This is a genomic window from Nonomuraea mesophila (genome assembly GCF_004352805.1).
Lineage (GTDB): Bacteria > Actinomycetota > Actinomycetes > Streptosporangiales > Streptosporangiaceae > Nonomuraea > Nonomuraea longispora.
The window spans coordinates 37045-53745 of record NZ_SMLD01000021.1 but is presented as its reverse complement, the minus strand read 5'-3'; the positions used below and the strand labels follow the sequence as shown (position 1 = coordinate 53745).

Annotated in this window: 17 protein-coding genes and 2 pseudogenes; 16 read left to right on the top strand and 3 right to left on the bottom strand. The window is 71.3% G+C overall.

Annotated elements, in window-relative coordinates; translation table 11 throughout:
* Positions 1 to 112: 112 nt before the first annotated feature.
* The 7 genes from E1295_RS11205 to E1295_RS11175 are packed head-to-tail and all read left to right on the top strand — an operon-like array spanning position 113 to position 7403.
* Positions 113 to 976 (top strand): transporter substrate-binding domain-containing protein, encoded by an 864-nt coding sequence (locus tag E1295_RS11205; protein WP_246079977.1) that lies wholly within the window; start codon positions 113 to 115, stop codon positions 974 to 976.
* Positions 973 to 1818, top strand: coding sequence for an amino acid ABC transporter permease (locus E1295_RS11200; RefSeq protein WP_132630173.1), 846 nt, complete (start codon positions 973 to 975; stop codon positions 1816 to 1818). Before E1295_RS11205 ends, E1295_RS11200 begins: the two co-directional genes overlap by 4 nt.
* Positions 1815 to 2636: an amino acid ABC transporter ATP-binding protein gene (locus E1295_RS11195; protein ID WP_425465337.1), complete on the top strand. Its 822-nt coding sequence runs from the start codon at positions 1815 to 1817 to the stop codon at positions 2634 to 2636. The genes E1295_RS11200 and E1295_RS11195 overlap by 4 nt, the downstream gene beginning before the upstream one ends.
* Positions 2633 to 3754, top strand: a complete 1122-nt coding sequence (locus tag E1295_RS11190; RefSeq protein WP_246079976.1) for a CapA family protein — start codon at positions 2633 to 2635, stop codon at positions 3752 to 3754. Before E1295_RS11195 ends, E1295_RS11190 begins: the two co-directional genes overlap by 4 nt.
* The gene (locus E1295_RS11185; protein WP_132630172.1) at positions 3747 to 4985 is read left to right on the top strand and encodes a CaiB/BaiF CoA transferase family protein; all 1239 of its coding nucleotides are present in this window, start codon (positions 3747 to 3749) and stop codon (positions 4983 to 4985) included. The genes E1295_RS11190 and E1295_RS11185 overlap by 8 nt, the downstream gene beginning before the upstream one ends.
* Before the next feature lies 1 nt (position 4986).
* The gene (locus E1295_RS11180; protein ID WP_246079975.1) at positions 4987 to 6072 is read left to right on the top strand and encodes a 2-hydroxyacyl-CoA dehydratase family protein; all 1086 of its coding nucleotides are present in this window, start codon (positions 4987 to 4989) and stop codon (positions 6070 to 6072) included.
* The gene (locus tag E1295_RS11175) at positions 6060 to 7403 is read left to right on the top strand and encodes a 2-hydroxyacyl-CoA dehydratase family protein (RefSeq protein ID WP_132630171.1); all 1344 of its coding nucleotides are present in this window, start codon (positions 6060 to 6062) and stop codon (positions 7401 to 7403) included. Before E1295_RS11180 ends, E1295_RS11175 begins: the two co-directional genes overlap by 13 nt.
* Here the strand turns inward: E1295_RS11175 and E1295_RS11170 are convergent.
* Positions 7292 to 8197, bottom strand: a complete 906-nt coding sequence (locus tag E1295_RS11170) for a PaaX family transcriptional regulator (protein WP_246079974.1) — start codon at positions 8195 to 8197, stop codon at positions 7292 to 7294. The two genes, E1295_RS11175 and E1295_RS11170, sit on opposite strands and share 112 nt — an antisense overlap.
* Before the next feature lie 102 nt (positions 8198 to 8299).
* On the opposite strand from E1295_RS11170, the gene E1295_RS11165 reads away from it, so the two are divergent.
* The 6 genes from E1295_RS11165 to E1295_RS11140 all read left to right on the top strand — a co-directional run bounded on the left by E1295_RS11165 (position 8300) and on the right by E1295_RS11140 (position 14193).
* Complete coding sequence (locus E1295_RS11165; protein WP_132630170.1) at positions 8300 to 9226, top strand: SDR family NAD(P)-dependent oxidoreductase; 927 nt, start codon at positions 8300 to 8302, stop codon at positions 9224 to 9226.
* A gap of 1 nt (position 9227) precedes the next feature.
* Entirely contained in the window at positions 9228 to 10112 is an 885-nt protein-coding gene (locus tag E1295_RS11160; protein ID WP_281284732.1) for an amidohydrolase family protein, read from the top strand.
* Complete coding sequence (locus E1295_RS11155) at positions 10112 to 10570, top strand: MaoC family dehydratase (RefSeq protein WP_132630169.1); 459 nt, start codon at positions 10112 to 10114, stop codon at positions 10568 to 10570. The genes E1295_RS11160 and E1295_RS11155 overlap by 1 nt, the downstream gene beginning before the upstream one ends.
* A gap of 69 nt (positions 10571 to 10639) precedes the next feature.
* Positions 10640 to 12169 carry an acyl-CoA synthetase gene (locus tag E1295_RS11150; protein ID WP_132630168.1) on the top strand — a complete coding sequence of 510 codons (1530 nt, stop codon included), beginning with the start codon at positions 10640 to 10642 and terminating at the stop codon, positions 12167 to 12169.
* 276 nt (positions 12170 to 12445) lie between these two features.
* Positions 12446 to 13027, top strand: a complete 582-nt coding sequence (locus E1295_RS11145) for a DUF3887 domain-containing protein (protein ID WP_132630167.1) — start codon at positions 12446 to 12448, stop codon at positions 13025 to 13027.
* Positions 13028 to 13065: 38 nt separating this feature from the next.
* Positions 13066 to 14193, top strand: coding sequence for an alpha/beta hydrolase family protein (locus E1295_RS11140; protein WP_220448652.1), 1128 nt, complete (start codon positions 13066 to 13068; stop codon positions 14191 to 14193).
* On the opposite strand, the gene E1295_RS11135 is transcribed toward E1295_RS11140, so the two are convergent.
* The gene (locus E1295_RS11135) at positions 14180 to 14323 is read right to left on the bottom strand and encodes a hypothetical protein (protein ID WP_220448651.1); all 144 of its coding nucleotides are present in this window, start codon (positions 14321 to 14323) and stop codon (positions 14180 to 14182) included. The two genes, E1295_RS11140 and E1295_RS11135, sit on opposite strands and share 14 nt — an antisense overlap.
* A gap of 25 nt (positions 14324 to 14348) precedes the next feature.
* Between E1295_RS11135 and E1295_RS50825 the strand changes: the two are divergent.
* A pseudogene (locus E1295_RS50825) lies at positions 14349 to 14414 on the top strand (hypothetical protein); the annotation flags it as partial.
* A 146-nt stretch (positions 14415 to 14560) separates the two neighbouring features.
* Positions 14561 to 14929: pseudogene (locus E1295_RS50820) on the top strand (MmyB family transcriptional regulator); the annotation flags it as partial.
* Between the two features lie 54 nt (positions 14930 to 14983).
* On the opposite strand, the gene E1295_RS11125 reads toward E1295_RS50820, so the two are convergent.
* On the bottom strand, positions 14984 to 15778 hold the full coding sequence (locus E1295_RS11125; RefSeq protein ID WP_132630166.1) for an SDR family oxidoreductase: 795 nt from the start codon (positions 15776 to 15778) through the stop codon (positions 14984 to 14986).
* 91 nt (positions 15779 to 15869) lie between these two features.
* Between E1295_RS11125 and E1295_RS11120 the strand changes: the two genes are divergently transcribed.
* On the top strand, positions 15870 to 16484 hold the full coding sequence (locus E1295_RS11120; RefSeq protein WP_132630165.1) for a TetR/AcrR family transcriptional regulator: 615 nt from the start codon (positions 15870 to 15872) through the stop codon (positions 16482 to 16484).
* The last annotated feature ends 217 nt before the right edge of the window (positions 16485 to 16701 follow it).

Here is a 16701-nt window from a genome sequence, read left to right as displayed (position 1 = left end):
AGGTGTGCACCTTTAGATGTGACACTTACCCACACGGCCGCAAGAATAACTGCAGCATTAGCTGGTCGCGGGAAGGATCACCATGAGAGTGCCCAGGACCATCCTCGCGGGTGTGACTGCTTTGACCCTCGCCGGCGTCGCAGCGTGCGGCGGAGGCGAGGGCGAGACGCAGCGACCGGCCGGTGCGACGGCTCTGTACGACGCCCTACCCGAGAGCATCAAGGAAGCGGGCGTCATCCGTTTTGCCGGGGATTCCCACCCGCCGTACCGGATCGTCGCCAACGACGGCAAGACCGTCACCGGCATCGACAAGGATGTGCAGGAGGCCCTCGGCAAGGCCCTCGGGGTCCCCACCGAGATCTCGATCGTCAGCGGCCTGCCCGCAGCGCTCTCCGGCATGCTCGCCTCCAGGTACGACGCCTTCAACGGACCGGTCAAGGACACCGCCGAGCGCGAGAAGCAGTTCGACGCGATCGTGTGGATGGTCACCCGGACCTCCTACCTGATTCCCAAGGCCGGCTCCTCGGCCATCAAGAGCTCGGGTGACCTGTGCGGCAAACGGGTCGCCGGCACCGCGGGCAGCATCACCGAGGACCAGGCCAAGCGCCTGACCGAATGGTGCACCAAGCAGGGCAAGCCGACGCTCTCCTTCATCGGCTTCGCCGACACGAACGGCACCATCCTCGCCGCCACGTCCGGCCGCGCCGACGCGGCGGGCATGACCGAGAGCGCGGCCCTCGACGTGATGGGCAAGCAGAAGGACGCCTTCACCTACGTCACGCAGACCGACGAGCAGGGCGCCGGCGTCGACCAGCTGGCGATGCTCGTGCCCAAGTCCAGCGGTCTCGGCCCGGTCATGCTCGACGCGTTCAAGGAGATCTTCAAGAACGGCGAGTACAAGAAGATCATGGACAAGTACGGGCTCCAGAACGTGGCGGTGGAGGAGCCCAGGATGAACACGGCGGCGGCGCAGTGAGCACGGCCCCACAGGCCGTGGACGTCGCCTCGGCCCGTCCCCGCATCCGCCCGCTGCGCTGGGTGGCGGGAGCCGCGCTGCTCGTGCTGGCCGCGCAGTTCGCCTGGTTCCTCGTCACCAACCCGCGCTTCGAGTGGCCGGTGGCCGGCAAGTACCTGTTCGACCCGAACATCCTGCGCGGCCTCGGCATGTCCCTGCTGCTCACCGTCATCGGGATGACGCTGGGCAGCGTGCTCGGGGTGCTGCTCGCGGCCGGCAGGCTGAGCGACTTCAAGCCCGTGTCCTGGGCCTGCGGCCTCTACGTCGCGCTCTTCCGCGGCATTCCGCCCCTGGTCCAGCTGATCTTCTGGTTCAACCTCGGGTATCTCCTGCCGCGGATCTCGCTGGGCGTGCCGTTCGGCCCGACCTTCGTCTCGTGGCCCACCAACTCCGTGATCAGCTCGCTGACCGCCGCGGTCATCGGGCTCACCCTGCACGAGGCCGCGTACATGGCCGAGATCGTCAGGGCCGGCATCCTCGGCGTGGACGGCGGGCAGCGCGACGCGGCCCGCGCGATGGGGTTCACGGCCAGGCAGAGCTTCGTCAAGGTCGTGCTCCCGCAGGCGATGCGGGTGATCGTCCCGCCCACCGGCAGCCAGTTCATCAGCCTGCTCAAGGGCACCTCCCTGGTGAGCGTGATCGCGATGGCCGACCTTCTGTACTCGGTGCAGGTGATCTACAACCGGACCTACGAGATCGTGCCGCTGCTGATCGTCGCCTGCGCCTGGTACCTGGCGGTGGTCACCGTGCTGTCGCTCGGCCAGCGGCGCCTGGAGCAGCACTTCGGGAAGGGGCAGCGGTGAGCGACCAGCCGGTCCTGCGCGTCCATGACGTGCGCAAGCAGTTCGGCGAGCAGATGGCGCTCGACGGGGTGAACCTCGACGTGCAGGAGGGCGAGGTCGTGGCCGTCATCGGCCCGTCCGGATCGGGCAAGTCCACCCTGGTCCGCTGCGTCCACCAGTTGGAGGGCATCGACGGCGGAGCCATGTACCTCGACGGGGAACTGCTCGGCTACGAGACGCACCGGGGCCACCTGCGTCCCCTGCCGGACCGCCGGGTGGCCGCCCAGCGCGGCCGCATGGGCATGGTCTTCCAGCAGTTCAACCTGTTCCCGCACTGGAGCGTGCTGCGCAACGTCGTCGAGGCGCAGGTGGCGGTGCACGGCCGCAGCCAGGACAAGGCGCGCGAGGAGGCATTGCGGCTGCTGAAGCGGGTGGGGCTCGCCGACAGGGCGGAGTCCCATCCCCGGATGCTCTCCGGCGGCCAGCAGCAGCGCGTCGCCATCGCCAGGGCCCTGGCCACCCATCCGAGGATCATGCTGTTCGACGAGCCCACCAGCGCCCTGGATCCCGAACTGGTGGACGAGGTGCTGAGCGTCGTCCTCGACCTGGCCCGCGGCGGCATGACGATGATCATCGTGACGCACGAGATGAGCTTCGCCCGCGAGGTGGCCGACCGCTGCGTCTTCATGGAGGAGGGCCGGGTGGTCGAGACCGGCACCCCCGCCGAGATCTTCGACGATCCCGCCTCACCCCGGCTACGAGCCTTCCTGTCGCGCTTCTCCGGGCAGGCGGCGCGAACCCCTGACGAACGCCTGCTTGAGAAGGAGCGCACTTCGTGAGTCTCACGGTGATGGCCGTCGGCGACCTCGTCCTCGACGAGCCGGGTCCCGAGGCCTTCTTCACCCCGTCCCGGGAGACGATGGGGCGGGGCGATGTGGTGATCGGCCACATCGAGGTGCCCCACAGCACGTCCACCGCCCAGGTCAGCACCGACGTCCCGGCGCCGCCCGCCGATCCCGCCGCGCTCGGCGCGGTCGCCGAGGCGGGCTTCCACGTGGTGACGCTGGCGGGCAACCACGTCTACGACGTCGGCGACCAGGGAGTGGCCGACACGATCAGGCACGCGACCGAGGCCGGACTGGCCACCGCGGGCGCCGGCCTGACACTCGACGAGGCCCGCCGTCCCGCGGTCGTGGAGCGCGACGGGCTGCGGATCGGCGTGCTGAGCTACAACTGCGTCGGGCCGCGCGAGTCCTGGGCGACCAGCCGCAAGCCCGGCTGCGCGTACATCAAGGTGCTGACCCACTACGAACTCGACCACGCCAGCCCCGGCGGGCCGCCCGCCGTCTACACCTTCGCCGACCCCGCCTGCCTGGAACGGATGGCCGAGGACGTGGCGGCCCTGGCCCGCGAGGCCGACGTCGTGCTGGTGTCGCTGCACAAGGGCGTCGGGCACACGCCCGCCGTGCTGGCGATGTACGAGCGGCCCGTCGCCCATGCCGCCGTCGACGCCGGCGCGCACGCCGTGTTCGCCCACCACGCCCACATCATGCGAGGCGTCGAGATGTACCGCGGCCGGCCGATCTATCACGGGCTGGGCAACTTCGTGACCGTGACCCGAGCGCTGACGCCCGCGGCGGGAGACGAAGGCGAACGGGCCGCGTGGGCGCGCCGCAGGGTCGAGCTGTACGGCTTCGCTCCGGCCCCGGACATGCCGTACTACCCCTTCCATCCCGAGAGCCGGAACACCGCGATCGCGGTCTGCCGGTTCGGCCGGGGCGGCCTGGTCTCGGCCGGTCTCGTGCCCTGCTGGATCGACGGCGCCGGCCGGCCGGCGCCGCTCGGGGACGACGAGGAGGGACGGCGGGTCGTGTCGTACATCGAGGGCATCACGCGGCAGGCGGGCCTGGGGACGGAATTCCACTGGGAGGGGGACGAGGTGGTGCTGCGTGGCTGAGCGCCCGCTCGAAGGCCGTACGGTGATCGACCTGACGACCGCTCTGTCCGGACCGTACGCGACCCTGCTGCTGGCCGGGCTCGGCGCCCGGGTGATCAAGGTCGAGAATCCGCTGACCGGCGGCGACAGCTCCCGCAACAACGCCCCCTATCTCGGTGCCGGGGGACTGGCGCTGACCCGCGGCGGTGACGACGACATGTCCGTGTCGATGCTCCTCCGGGGCCGCAACAAGCAGAGCGTCACGCTCAACCTGAAGCATCCCCAGGCCCGCGACGTCCTCGCCGGGCTGGTCCGGATGTCGGACATCATGATCGACAACTACAGCGCCGGCGTCACGGCGCGGCTCGGCATCGGCCACGACTGGGCGACCACGATCAACCCGCGCATCGTGTGCACGTCGATCAGCGGTTTCGGCGCGCAGGGCGGTCCGGGCTCGGGCAAGGCGATGGACACCATCATCCAGGCGCTCAGCGGCGTGATGATGACCGCGGGCGCGCCCGGCGACCCGCCTGTCCGCTTCGGGCTACCGGTGGGCGACCTGGTCGCGCCGCTGTACGCGGTGATCGGCACGCTCGCCGCCGTCCTGCGGGCCGACGCGACCGGCCAGGGCCAGCACGTGGACGTGTCCATGCTGGGGGCGCTCACCTCGCTGGTCGCGTGCGAGCCGTTCGACGCCTACGAGAAGCTGGGCCTGCCCATGCGCACGGGAGCGACCGTGCCGAGGCTGGCGCCGTTCGGCACGTTCGCCGCGGCGGACGGCTGGTTCGCGTTGTGCGGCCCCACCGACGCCTTCGCGAACGGACTGTTCGCGGCGATGGGGCACGACGACCTGGCCGCGGACCCGCGCTTCGCCTCCCGCGACGCGCGCGTGGCCAACGCCGGCGAGCTGCACGAACTGGTGGGCGCGTGGGCGGCGGCCCGCCCGCTCGCCGCGGTCCTCGACCTGCTCACCCGGCACGGCGTGCCCGCCGCCGAGGTGCGTGAGCCCGGTGACGCCGTGCGCGACCCGCTCGTACTGGAGCGCGAGGAGGTCGTACCCCTCGAACATCCGCGCCACGGCGACCCCGGGGACCTGTACGGAACCGGCGTGCCGATCCGCTTCTCCGCCTCGGAGGCGGCGCTCGACCGGCCGGCGCCCGGCCTCGGCGAGCACAACGCCGAGATCTACGGCGGGCTGCTCGGCTACTCCGACGACGAGCTCAAGGCGCTGGCCGCCGAAGGGGTGATCTGACGTGCCTGCGGCGCTGGCCGCGCTGGAGGAGGCGTACGCCGGGCGTGGCGCCTCGGCGGCTTCCGCGAAGGACCCGGCCCCCGTCGTCGGCTACGTCGGGGCCGACGTGCCGGTCGAGCTGCTGACCGCCGCGGGACTGCGCGCGTTCCGCCTCACGGGCGACCCGGAGTCCGGTTCCGACCTCGGGGACCGCTACCTGGGGCGCGGGGTGGACCCGGTGGCCCGCTCGGTGCTCGCCCGGCTGCTCGCCGGGGCCTTCGGCGACCTCGACCGCATCGTGGTCTCGCACGACTGCGAGGCGTCCCTGCGGCTGTTCTACGCACTGCGCGAGCTGGGCCGCGTGGAGCCGGGCGCGGGGCTGCCCGGGGTCTACCTGGTGGACCTGCTGCACCTGCCGCACCGTACGACCGCCCGTTACAACCGGCGCAGGATCGGCGAGTTCGCCGCCCGGCTGGAGGCCTGGACCGGCCGCCCCCTCGACGTGGCCGGGGCGATGGCGGCGCACGACGTACGGCGCAGGCTGCTGGCGGCCGCCGCCGAACTGCGCAGGGCCGTGCCCGCCCGCCTCACTGGGCGGCAGTTCCTCGCGGTGGCGGGCGCCCCCCTGCCCGTGAACGAGCACATCCCGCTGCTGGAACGGCTGCTGGCCGAGGCGGGACGGCTCGACGAGCACGCCGGGAAGCGCGTCTTCCTGAGCGGCAGCGACCACGACACGCCGCACGTGTACGAGGCCATCGAGTCCGACGGCCATGTGATCGTCGGCGAGGACCATTCCTTCGGGGACCTCTCCGTGACCGAACCGATCGGCGCGGCAAGCCTGGACGCGCTGGCCGAGCACTACCACCGCAGCGGCCCGACCGCCCACCGGGCCACGGCGGGCGAGCGCGCCGCGCACGCGGCGGCGGCCGTACGGCGCTGCCGGGCCGACCTCTTCATCGCTTACAGCCGGGACGGGGACGAGGCTCCGGCCTGGGACTTTCCCGCGCAGCGCGCGGCGCTGGACATCCCCTCCGTGCTGCTGGAGCGCCAGGAGTACGGGCGTGCCGATCTGGCCGCTCTGCGCAAGGAGTCACCATGCCCGATGTGAGAACGCGCAGTGTCAAGTCCCTCGCCACGGCAGCGGAGGCGGGCAGGCACCAGCGCGAATGGTTCGCCGACCTGCACCGCCGGGTCGCCGACGGCGAGCCGTTCGCCCTGCTGAACGCGGACGTCCCGCACGAGATCTTCCGCACCATGGACATCCCGTACGCGGTCAGCCAATGGTGGGCGTCGCTGGTGACCGCCAAGCAGCGCTCCGGGCACTACCTGGAGCTGGTGCGTCAGCGCGGCTACCCCGACTACTCCGAGCAGTACAACTCGGTCACCCTTGGCTCCGCGTTCGACGCGGAGCCGGAGGCGGGCCCGTGGGGCGGCCTGCCCAGGCCGGACATCATCGTCGGCGACGCCACCGGCGACGTCACCCGCAAGATCTTCGACATCTGGGGGCGCGAGCCCGGGGTCACCTTCTATCCCCTGGAGAGCGCCGCGGAGAACGAGGTGCCGGCCAACTGGTGGGAACTCATGCCGCACCGGTGGGAGGAGGCGGTCGGCCCGGCCCGGCTGGACCTGCTCACCGCGGAGCTGGAGAATCTCGTGAGGTTCCTGGAGACCACCACCGGCAGGCGGTTCGACGAGTCCCGCTTCCGGGAGGTGATGGCCCTGGTCAACGAGCAGGAGGAGTGGAACAGGAAGACGCGCGACCTCATCGCCCGGGCCCGGCCCGCGCCGCTCGGCGTCGTCGACAGCATCCCCAGCGTCATGCTCCCGCAGTGGCACCGCGGCACCGAGTGGGCCAGGGACCTGGCCCGGCGCCTGCACGAGGAGGTACGCGACCTGGTCGACGCGGGTCAGGCCGTGTGCCGGGACGAGCGGGCGCGGCTGATGTGGATCGGCCGCGGCCTCTGGTACGACATGGGCTTCTACCAGCGCTTCCAGGAGGAGTACGGCGCGGTGTTCGTCTGGTCGATGTACCTCGCCATCGCCGCCGACGGCTACGTCCGCTACGGCGACGACCCCATGAGAGCGCTGGCGGCGCGTTTCGCCGCGTTCGGCGACCAGCTCTACACCCCACCGTGGTCGAGCGAGTGGTATGTGAAGGAGGCGCGCCTGCACGGCATCGACGGCGTGGTCCACCTGGTCTCCGACGACCCCCGGGGCGGCTACTTCACCACCAGGGCGCTGGAGGCGGCCGGGTTCCCGGTGCTCGAGGTCCACGCCGACAACGTCGACACCCGCACCTTCGACGGCGGCGTGGCCGAGCGCGTCGGTCAGTGGCTGGAGAGCGTGGTCCTGCCCCGGTCGGGCTCGTCACCTGTGTCCGGCCGTACGCCGGCCGTCTCGACCACCGCCGCCGCCAGTCGCGCGGCGGGTGCCTCATAGACGCGGGCGAGCGTGTGGAAGACGTGCTCGGCGCGGATGGCCGGCCAGTCACGCGGCAGGTGCTCGGCGGGCAGGTGCGGGTCCTGCCGGATGAGCTGCAGCCAGTCGGTGTGCAGGAGCAACTGGCGAGCGAGGTCGTCGGCCGCCGCCGGCAGCGGGCGCGCGGTGTCCCAGCGGTCGAGGAAGGCCCGGTAGCGTGCGGCGATCTGCTCGGTGTCGAACGCCTTGCGGACGAGGTCGGCCGACTCGGTGGGGGCGAGCGCCCTGGCCTGCAACACGGTGACGTGGTCGCCGCCCCGGAGATCGTCCGACTCGACGGAGCTGAGGATGGCGCCGACGTCCTTGGTGCCGGGGGCGACCCAGAGCCCGCTCTGCAGCAGGCCGAACCCGGCCCAGACCAGCTGGGAGCGCAGGTCGTGCCGGGTGGTGCGCAGGCTGTCGGGGAGGGAGAAGCCGAACAGGGTCCAGGTTCCGTCCCATTCGCGGTTCACCGCGCCGGTCTCCCAGACGCGCCGGCCGCCGTCCTCCAGCACCTGCTCCGCCCGTTCGGTGAGCCCGAAGTACGTCTTGCGCCCCCGGCGGTGCCGGGCCAGCAGGTTCCGCTTCGCCATGCGGGCCAGCGTCGACCGGACCGCCTCCTCGGAGACGCCGAGGCGGGCGAAGACCTCGATGAGGCTCCCCGAGTAGACGGCGGTGCCGCGCCCCAGCACGTAGATCCCCAGAAAGCTGAACAGCAGCGACTGCGGCCGCGGGGCCGCGGCCGCCTGCCGGTCGTCTCCCTCGGTACGCGCCACGACCCGAGCGTAGGACGGTCACTGACGTTGGGCAAATTTTTGACGACCGTCACATAAGCGACATAGATTCGCCTTATCCGCCGTACAACCCAAGGGGAACCCATGGATCTTTCCGCCAAGGTCGCCGTTGTCACAGGTGCGGGCCGCGGGCTCGGCCGCGCATATGCCGAGGCGCTGGCCGCGGCCGGAGCAGCGGTGATCGTCAACGACGTCGACGCCGAAGCGGCGGCGCAGGTCGTCGAGGCCATCACCGGGAGCGGCGGCAGGGCACGCGCCGTCGCCGCCCCGGTCGGCTCCGCCGAGGTGGCCGACCGGCTGGTCGCCACCGCGGTCGAGGAGTTCGGCCGGCTGGACGTGATGGTCACCAACGCGGGCATCCTGCGCGACCGGGTCCTGTGGAAGATGTCGGACGACGACTTCGACGCCGTGCTCGACGTGCACCTGCGCGGCACGTTCACCTGCGCGCGGGCCGCGGCGGTCCGGATGCGCGAGCAGGGCACCGGCGGCCGGCTGATCCTGATCTCCTCGCCGGCCGGCCAGCGCGGCAACTTCGGCCAGACCAACTACGCGGCGGCCAAGGCCGGCATCGTGGCGATGGCCAGGACCTGGGCGATGGAGCTGGCCAGGGCGAACGTCACGGTGAACGCGGTCGTGCCGGTGGCGGCGACGGAGATGACCAAGACCATTCCCGTGTTCGCGCCCGTCATCGAGGAGTCCGAGCGGACCGGCCGGCCGCTCCCCGGCTGGCTGCGCAAGGACGAAGGGCTGGGCACGGTCGAGGACGTGGCGGGGCTCGTCGTGTTCCTCGCCTCGGACGCCTCCGCCGAGGTCACCGGCCAGGCGATCGGCATCGGCGGGGACCGGCTCGCCCTGTGGTCGCACCCCGCCGAGAAGGCCGTGGCCTTCGCCGACGGAGGGTGGACGGCCGAGACCATCGCCGCCTCCTGGGGGTCGGGCGTCGGCGCCGAGCCGGAGACGTACGGGATCCCCGCTCCCAAGGCGCCCGCCTCGAACGGGCAGGGGGCCTGACATGCCGGTCATGGACGTCGCCGGCCTGGTCGCGATCGACGTGCACACCCACGCGGAGATCTCCAAGGACGGGCACCGCTCGCTGAGCCCGGAACTGTTCGGCGCCTCCGAGGACTACTTCAAGGCTCACGGGCACCGGCAGCCGACCATCGATGAGACGGCCGCGTACTACCGGGAGCGGAACATGGCCGCGGTGGTGTTCACCGTGGACGCCGAACACGCCACCGGGCACCCCCGCATCTCGAACGAAGAGGTCGCCGAGGGCTGCGCCCAGCACGCCGACGTGCTGATCCCGTTCGCCAGCGTCGACCCGTGGAAGGGCAGGGCGGGCGCGCGCGAGGCGCGGCGGCTGGTCGAGGAGCACGGCGTACGCGGCTTCAAGTTCCACCCCGGCATCCAGGCCATCGCCCCCAACGATCCCGTGGCGTACCCGCTGTACGAGGTCATCGAGGAGCTGGGCGTCCCGGCGCTGTTCCACACCGGGCAGACCGGCATCGGCGCGGGTGTCCCCGGCGGTGGCGGCATCCGGCTCAGGTACAGCAATCCGCTGCTGGTGGACGACGTGGCCGTCGACTTCCCCGAACTGCGGATCATCCTGGCCCATCCCTCGTTCCCCTGGCAGGACGAAGCCCTCGCCGTGGCCACCCACAAGCCGTACGTCTACATCGACCTGTCCGGCTGGTCGCCGAAGTACTTCCCGCCGCAGCTCGTGCGGTACGCCAACTCCCTGCTGAAGGACAAGGTGCTCTTCGGCTCCGACTACCCCGTGATCACCCCGGACCGCTGGCTGAGCGACTTCGACAAGCTCGACATCAAGCCCGAGGTCCGCCCGAAGATCCTCAAGGACAACGCCGCCCGTCTGCTCGGCCTGAAGGAGAACGCCTGATGACGACCACCGCCAACGGCCTGACGGAGATCAAGGCCCTGGCCGGCAAGGACCTCGGCCACAGCGCCTGGCTGGAGATCGCCCAGGACCGCGTGAACACCTTCGCCGACGCCACCGACGACCACCAGTGGATCCACGTCGACCCCGCCAGAGCCCAGGACGGGCCGTTCGGCGGCACGATCGCCCACGGTTACCTGACCCTGTCCCTGGTCATCCCGCTGTTCAACGACCTGCTCGACATCCAGGGCGTCACCATGAGCATCAACTACGGCCTGGACAAGGTGCGCTTCCCCAGCCCGGTCAAGGTGGGCGCCAGGATCCGCCTCGGCGCCACCGTCGCCTCGGTCGAGGACGTCGCCGGCAACGGCGTGCAGATGCACGTCGACTTCACCGTCGAGATCGAAGGGGCGGGCAAGCCGGCCTGCGTCGCCCGCGCCATCTACCGGCACTACGCCTGACGCGGCGGCGGCCCCGTCCGCGCTGCCGTACCTCCCCCTGATCTCCGAGCCGACAGGAGGCCGAACACCATGCGCAACGCCGGTCTGGGAGGGTGGCCCGCCCGCAGGGCCCGGATGACACCGGACCGGACCGCGTTCGTCTTCGCGGGCCGGCCCGTCACCTACGCCGAGGTCCATGAGCGGACGACGCGGCTGGCGTCGCGGCTGCGCGCGTCGGGGGTCGGATCCGGTGACCGGGTCGCCTACCTCGGCCGCAACCACGTCGCTCTCGTCGAGACGATGTTCGCCGCCCACCTGCTCGGAGCGGTCTTCGTACCGCTGAACTTCCGGCTGGCCGCGCCGGAGATCGGGTACATGCTGGACCACTCGGGCGCCGAGGTGCTGATCTACGCGCCCGAGTGCGCCGAGGTGGTCCGGGCCCTGCCGGACACCGCCGCCCTCCGGCAGGTCGTCGCCCTGGACACTCCGCGGACCGGGGAGCAGCACTACGAGACCTGGCTCGCGCAGGGCGACCCCACCCCGATCGACACGGCCGTGGGGCTGGACGACACGGCGCTCATCCTCTACACCTCGGGGACGACCGGACGGCCCAAGGGCGCCATGCTCACCCACGCCAACCTCGTGTGGAACTGCTTCAACCTCCTGCTCGGCGTCGACGTCACCAGCGACGAGATGACGCTGATCAGCGCGCCGCTGTTCCACGTCGCGGCCCTGAACCAGACCCTGCTGCCGACCTTCCTCAAGGGCGGCTGTTCGGTGATCATGCCGTCATGGCAGGTGGACGAGTGCTACGACCTCATCGAGAAGCACGGGATCACCTGGATGTTCGGCGTCACCACGATGTTCGCCGCGTTCGCCCGCTCGCCCCGGTGGGCCGGCGCCGACCTGTCGTCGCTGCGTCACCTCATGGCCGGCGGCGCCGCGGTCCCCGCCGCTCTGATCCGCACGTACCAGGAACGGGGTCTGGTGTTCTGCCAGGGGTACGGGCTCACCGAGACCGCTCCCGGCGCCACCTTCCTCGAAGCCAGTCAGAGCGTGCGCAAGACGGGCTCGGCGGGCGTGCCGGTGTTCTTCGCCAACGTACGGGTCGTCCGGCCCGACGGCACGGACGCGGCGGCAGGACAGCCGGGTGAGGTCCTCGTTCAGGGGCCGAACGTCACTCCTGGTTACTGGCGCAACCCGGAGGCGAGCGCCGCCGCGTTCTCCGGCGACGGCTGGTTCCGCTCCGGCGACGTCGCCGTCCTGGACGACGACGGCCACCTGTACGTCGTCGACCGGGTCAAGGACATGTACATCTCGGGTGGGGAGAACGTCTATCCCGCCGAGGTCGAGGCGGTGATCTTCGAACATCCGGGCGTCGCCGAGGTCGCCGTGCTCGGCGTACCCGACGCCGAATGGGGCGAGGCCGGCCGCGCGTTCGTGGTGCCTCGCGCCGGCGCGAGTGTCACCGCCGGCGAACTGCGCGACTTCCTCCTCCCCCGTCTGGCCAAGTACAAGATTCCCCGCTATGTCGACATCACGGGTGAGCTGCCGAAGACCGGGTCCGGCAAGATCCACAAACCCGCGCTGCGACGCCTCCCCCTGACGGACACCGGCTGAGGGCGACGTATTCCGTGCTGTTCTCCCGTAGTATTACGTGCCAGTGACAGCGGCACGATTTCAAGGAGCATCGGCATGGAAGCGCACGACACCCCGACCTGCCGACACTGCGGGAAGTCGCTCCCTAGCAGCTCAGGGCGGGGACGGAAGCGCGAATACTGCGACGCGACCTGCCGAAGCGCTGCGCGGCGCACCCGCGACCGGATGGAGCACGTAAAAGAAAACTTGACACCGTTGCCCCGTAAAGGGGATATTGACGGGGCAACGGAAACGCCGGTGACCACCGACCTGGCGGAGGCCGCGCATCGTCTGACGGAGCACCTGAGCACCACGTCGACTCCGCTGGACGCGGTGGCAGCCGCCCGGGAGCTCGCGCGTCTCGTCGATCAGGCCATGCGGGCCGCGGTCGCCGGGGCACGCACGGCGGGGCACACCTGGCAGGAGATCGGAGACGTGCTGGGCTCCAGCCGGCAGGCGGCGTTCCAGCGCTTCAGCCGGCCACTCGACCCGAGGACGGGGACACCCATGACCGAGAAGATCGTGCCCGACGCAGCCGACCGTGCGGCCGCCCTGGTCGCGGACCTGATCGGGAACCGCTGGGAAGACGCGTGCCGCGACTTCGACGAGACGATGGTCGCCGGCCTCGGCCCGGCCCGCCTGGCCGAGGTCTGGGCGCAGGTGATCGGCACGGTCGGCGGATACGAGGACATGGGGGAACCCGTGGCCCACCAGGCAGGCGATCACACCGTGGTGAACGTCCCCCTGTCCTTCGAAGCGGGCGACCTGACCGCCCGCGTCTCCTACGACCGCGACGGCAAGGTCTCCGGGTTCTACCTCACGCCGACCGGCACTCTGTGACCTTCTCCCCTTGACCTGAGAAACGGAATGACGCTGCCATGGCCAGACGGGCACCCACGCATGCACCGAACATCCATTCATCGCGCCTGGGCGCGTGCCTGTGCGCGTTCGCTCTCCTGACGGCCGGATGCGGCACGGCCGCCGTCGACTCCGGGTCCGCCGATTCCACGACCGCCGCCTCCGCGACGACCGCCTCTTTGCCGGGCCCCCGCGCCATCGAGGAGGAGGTGAGCTTCCGTGCCAACGGAATGACCGTGCACGGCACCTGGCGCCGTCCGGCCCGGCAGGGCGAACCCGCCCCGGCGGTGCTCCTGATCGCGGGCAGCGGCCCCACCGACCGCGACGGCAACTCCGCTCAGCTCGGCGGGGTGGACACCCTGAAGACGATGGCCGAGCTTCTTTCCGCCGAGGGCGTGGCAAGTCTGCGCTACGACAAGCTGGGCAGCGGCAGGACGGGGCTGGGACCGTACGCCTCCAAGGCCGCCGACATCGGGGTCGGCGTGTTCGAACGGGAAGCCGCAGCGGCCCTGAGCTACCTGGCCGGGCGGCCCGGCGTCGACCGACGGCGGCTCACGGTCATCGGGCACAGCGAAGGAGCACTTTTCGCCCTCCTGCTCGCGACGAAGGGGAGGACGCCCGTGCACAGCCTCGGGCTGCTCCAACCGCTGAGCCGCCGGTACCTCGACGTCATCAGCGCCCAGATCACCGCCCAGATCAGAGCCCAGCTGCAGGCCGGGGCGATCACCAAGGCGCAGGCGACCGAGGTCGAGGACGCCCTGGCGAGCGCCGTCGCGTCGCTGCGTGCCGGCGGAACGGTCCAGGCGAACCTGCCGGGCGGGCTGTCGAACGTGTTGTCCCCGGCGAGCGCGAAGTTCCTGTCCGAGGCCGACCGCCTGAACCCGCCCGAACTGGCCGCCGAGCTCAAGGCGCGCACCCCGGTTCTGCTGAGTTGCAGCGACGCCGACATCCAGGTCGGCTGCGACGACGTCGAGCAGCTGGCCGCCGGGCTGAAGCAGGCACGGGCCGGCACCGAGTTCGTCCGTCTGACCGGGGTCAGCCACGTACTCAAGGAGGATCCGAGCCGGAATCCGGCCCACTACGGCGCCCCCCTGCCGTTCTCGTCGCAGCTCAAGCAGGCGATTCAGACCTTCGTCAGCCGAGCTTGAGCAGCAGATCGGTCAGTTCGCCCGGCATGGTGATCATGCAGTCGTGTCCCGTCTCCAGCTCCCACGCCTGCGCCGGGCTGCCGTTGGGCTGGATCTCCGGTACGGGCCGCCGCTCGGTGTCCTCCGGCACGCCGGCCAGCCGGGAGGAGGTCGCGATGCTCGCCGGGATCAGCGCCGACTACTACCTGCGCCTGGAGCAGGGCCGCGACCGCAACCCCTCCGCGCAGGTCCTCGAGTCCCTCGCCCGCGTGCTGCGGCTCGACGACGACGCGACCGCCTACCTGCTCCGTCTGGGAGCGGGGGAACCTCGGAGGCGGCGACGGCGGCGGCCCAGGAAGGAGACCGTTCCGGAGGGCCCGCCGAGCAGGCCCTGTTCCCGGACTGGGAGGACGCAGGACAGGGCATGGTCGCCGGCTTCCGCGAGTCCGTCGGCACCGACACCGACGACCCCCGGTTCATCGAACTCGTCGGCGAGCTCTCCCTCGCCAGCCCTCGCTTCAGCAGGCTCTGGGCCCGCCACGACGTGAACACGTGCAAGGGCTCGCCCAAGCACCTCGACCATCCGCAGGTCGGGGACCTGTGGCTGAACCGGGAGAGACTGGAGGTCAGCGGCGCGCCGGGGCAGACGCTCGTCATCCTCCATCCGGACCCCGGCACCGACAGTGCCGACAAGCTGACGCTGCTCGCATCCATCGCACGCACCCCCGAGACCCCGCCTCGCCCGAACCCGTCCTGACGAACCGTCCCACGGACCTTTCCGGAGACCCGAAGGTGCCGGCGCGGGCGCCGGTCAGCTGAGGACTTCGCCGCCGTCGACGGTGATGACCTGGCCGGTGACGTAGTTGTTGGCCATGAGGAAGAGGGCGGTGGCGGCGGCTTCCTCCGCGGTGCCGACACGGCCGAGCGGGGCGGTCGACCCGGCGGCGGCCACCGCCTCGTCGGAGTCCAGCCCCGGCAGCGAGCGCAGCAGCGGGGTGTCGATCCGGCCGAAACGGACGGTGTTCACGCGCACCCGTGTGGGGGCGAGCTCCACCGCGAGCGCGCGGGTGAGGGTCTCCACGGCCCCGGCGACCGCCAAGGGGGCGGTCATCCCGGGAGCGGGGCGTACCACGAGGATCCCCGAGCTGAAGGTGAGAGAGCCGCCCGCGGGAAGCCGGGTCGCCGCCGCGCGGGCGGCGGCGAAGGCGGCCCCGAGGCGGGAGTCGAAGGTCGTGCGGATGGTGTCGGCCGACAGCCCGGCCACGGGGCCGGCGCCGCTGATGCCGCCGGCGGTGACGAGCACGTGGTCGGCCTGGCCCGCCCGGTCGAAGGCCTCGGCAAGGGTCTGCTCATCGGCGCCGTCGCCGGAGACGCCCACCACGGCGTCGTCGGGGGCGTCGCCCCCGCCCGCGCTCCGCACTCGGGAGACCGCGGCGCCGAGCCGGTCGGGGTCGCGGCCGACCAGCACGACCTTGGCGCCGACGGAACGCAGCAGGACGCCCGCGGCCAGCCCGATGCCCGAGGTGGCGCCGATGAGGACGGCGGTTTCACCGGCCAGGGAGCCGGGCAGCGGCGAACGGACGGGGATGGGAGGCGCAGTGCTCATGGGGAAGCCTTTCAGAAAATAAACTATCTGGTTGTTTTACTGATCCTCCCGCCGGGGCCACAGGAAGTCAACCGGATGGTTTAATTTCTTCATGGCCTACGACGCGGAGGACACCAAGCGGCGGATCTTCGACGCCGCCACCACCGAGTTCGCGCTGCACGGCCTGGCGGGGGCCCGGGTCGACCGGATCGCGACGAACGCCTGCGCCAACAAACAGGCCATCTACCTCTACTACGGGAGCAAGGAGAAGTTGTTCGCCGCCGTCCTGCGGGCGAAGCTGCAGGAGGTCGGCGGCTCCGCCTCCATCGCCCCCGACGCGGTGGCCGAGTCGGTCGGGCAGATATTCGACTGGTATCAGGAACACCCGGAGCTGATCAGGCTGCTGCTGTGGGAGTCGCTCGAGGTGTCGGGAATATGCGACGAGAGCGAGCAGGAGCGCCGTGACGGTTTCCGCCAGAAGGTGCACCACCTGGTGGAAGGAGGCGTGGTCACCCACCTTCCCGAGGAGGAGCGCATCCGCGCCGCCCAGGACCTGCTGTGCACGATCATGGGGCTGATCGCCTGGAACTTCGCCGTACCGGGGATGTGCCGCGCCATCCTGGACGAGGAGAGCGACCGGGCCGCCCTGGCCCGCCGCCGCGACACGGTGGTCGAGGTCGCGCGCCGGCTCGCCGCCTCCCCGGCGGGTGACCGGCCGGGCCGCTGAGGTCGCCGGAGGGCGAGGACCGGCACCGCCCCGCGGCTCGTTCTCGCCGGAGCCTTCGAACGCCGGCCCGCGTCAGCGCAACCGGGCCGAGAGCCCGTCGAGAACGACACCGAGCTGCCGTTCGAACCTCCGGTCGCCGTCGTCGCGGAGGTGCCCGGCGGCCTTGACCAGGTCGGCGCCTTCGCCCCGGCTTCGTGATCGAGGAGCAGGAACGCGG

Bases quoted from the DNA above. Each gene is read 5' to 3' on its own strand.
- E1295_RS11175 (WP_132630171.1), top strand. From the start codon at position 6,060: ATGCCCGATGTGAGAACGCGCAGTGTCAAGTCCCTCGCCACGGCAGCG.
- E1295_RS11165 (WP_132630170.1), top strand. From the start codon at position 8,300: ATGGATCTTTCCGCCAAGGTCGCCGTTGTCACAGGTGCGGGCCGCGGG.
- E1295_RS11160 (WP_281284732.1), top strand. From the start codon at position 9,228: ATGCCGGTCATGGACGTCGCCGGCCTGGTCGCGATCGACGTGCACACC.
- E1295_RS11155 (WP_132630169.1), top strand. From the start codon at position 10,112: ATGACGACCACCGCCAACGGCCTGACGGAGATCAAGGCCCTGGCCGGC.
- E1295_RS11150 (WP_132630168.1), top strand. From the start codon at position 10,640: ATGCGCAACGCCGGTCTGGGAGGGTGGCCCGCCCGCAGGGCCCGGATG.
- E1295_RS11140 (WP_220448652.1), top strand. From the start codon at position 13,066: ATGGCCAGACGGGCACCCACGCATGCACCGAACATCCATTCATCGCGC.
- E1295_RS11125 (WP_132630166.1), bottom strand. From the start codon at position 15,778: ATGAGCACTGCGCCTCCCATCCCCGTCCGTTCGCCGCTGCCCGGCTCC.
- E1295_RS11120 (WP_132630165.1), top strand. From the start codon at position 15,870: ATGGCCTACGACGCGGAGGACACCAAGCGGCGGATCTTCGACGCCGCC.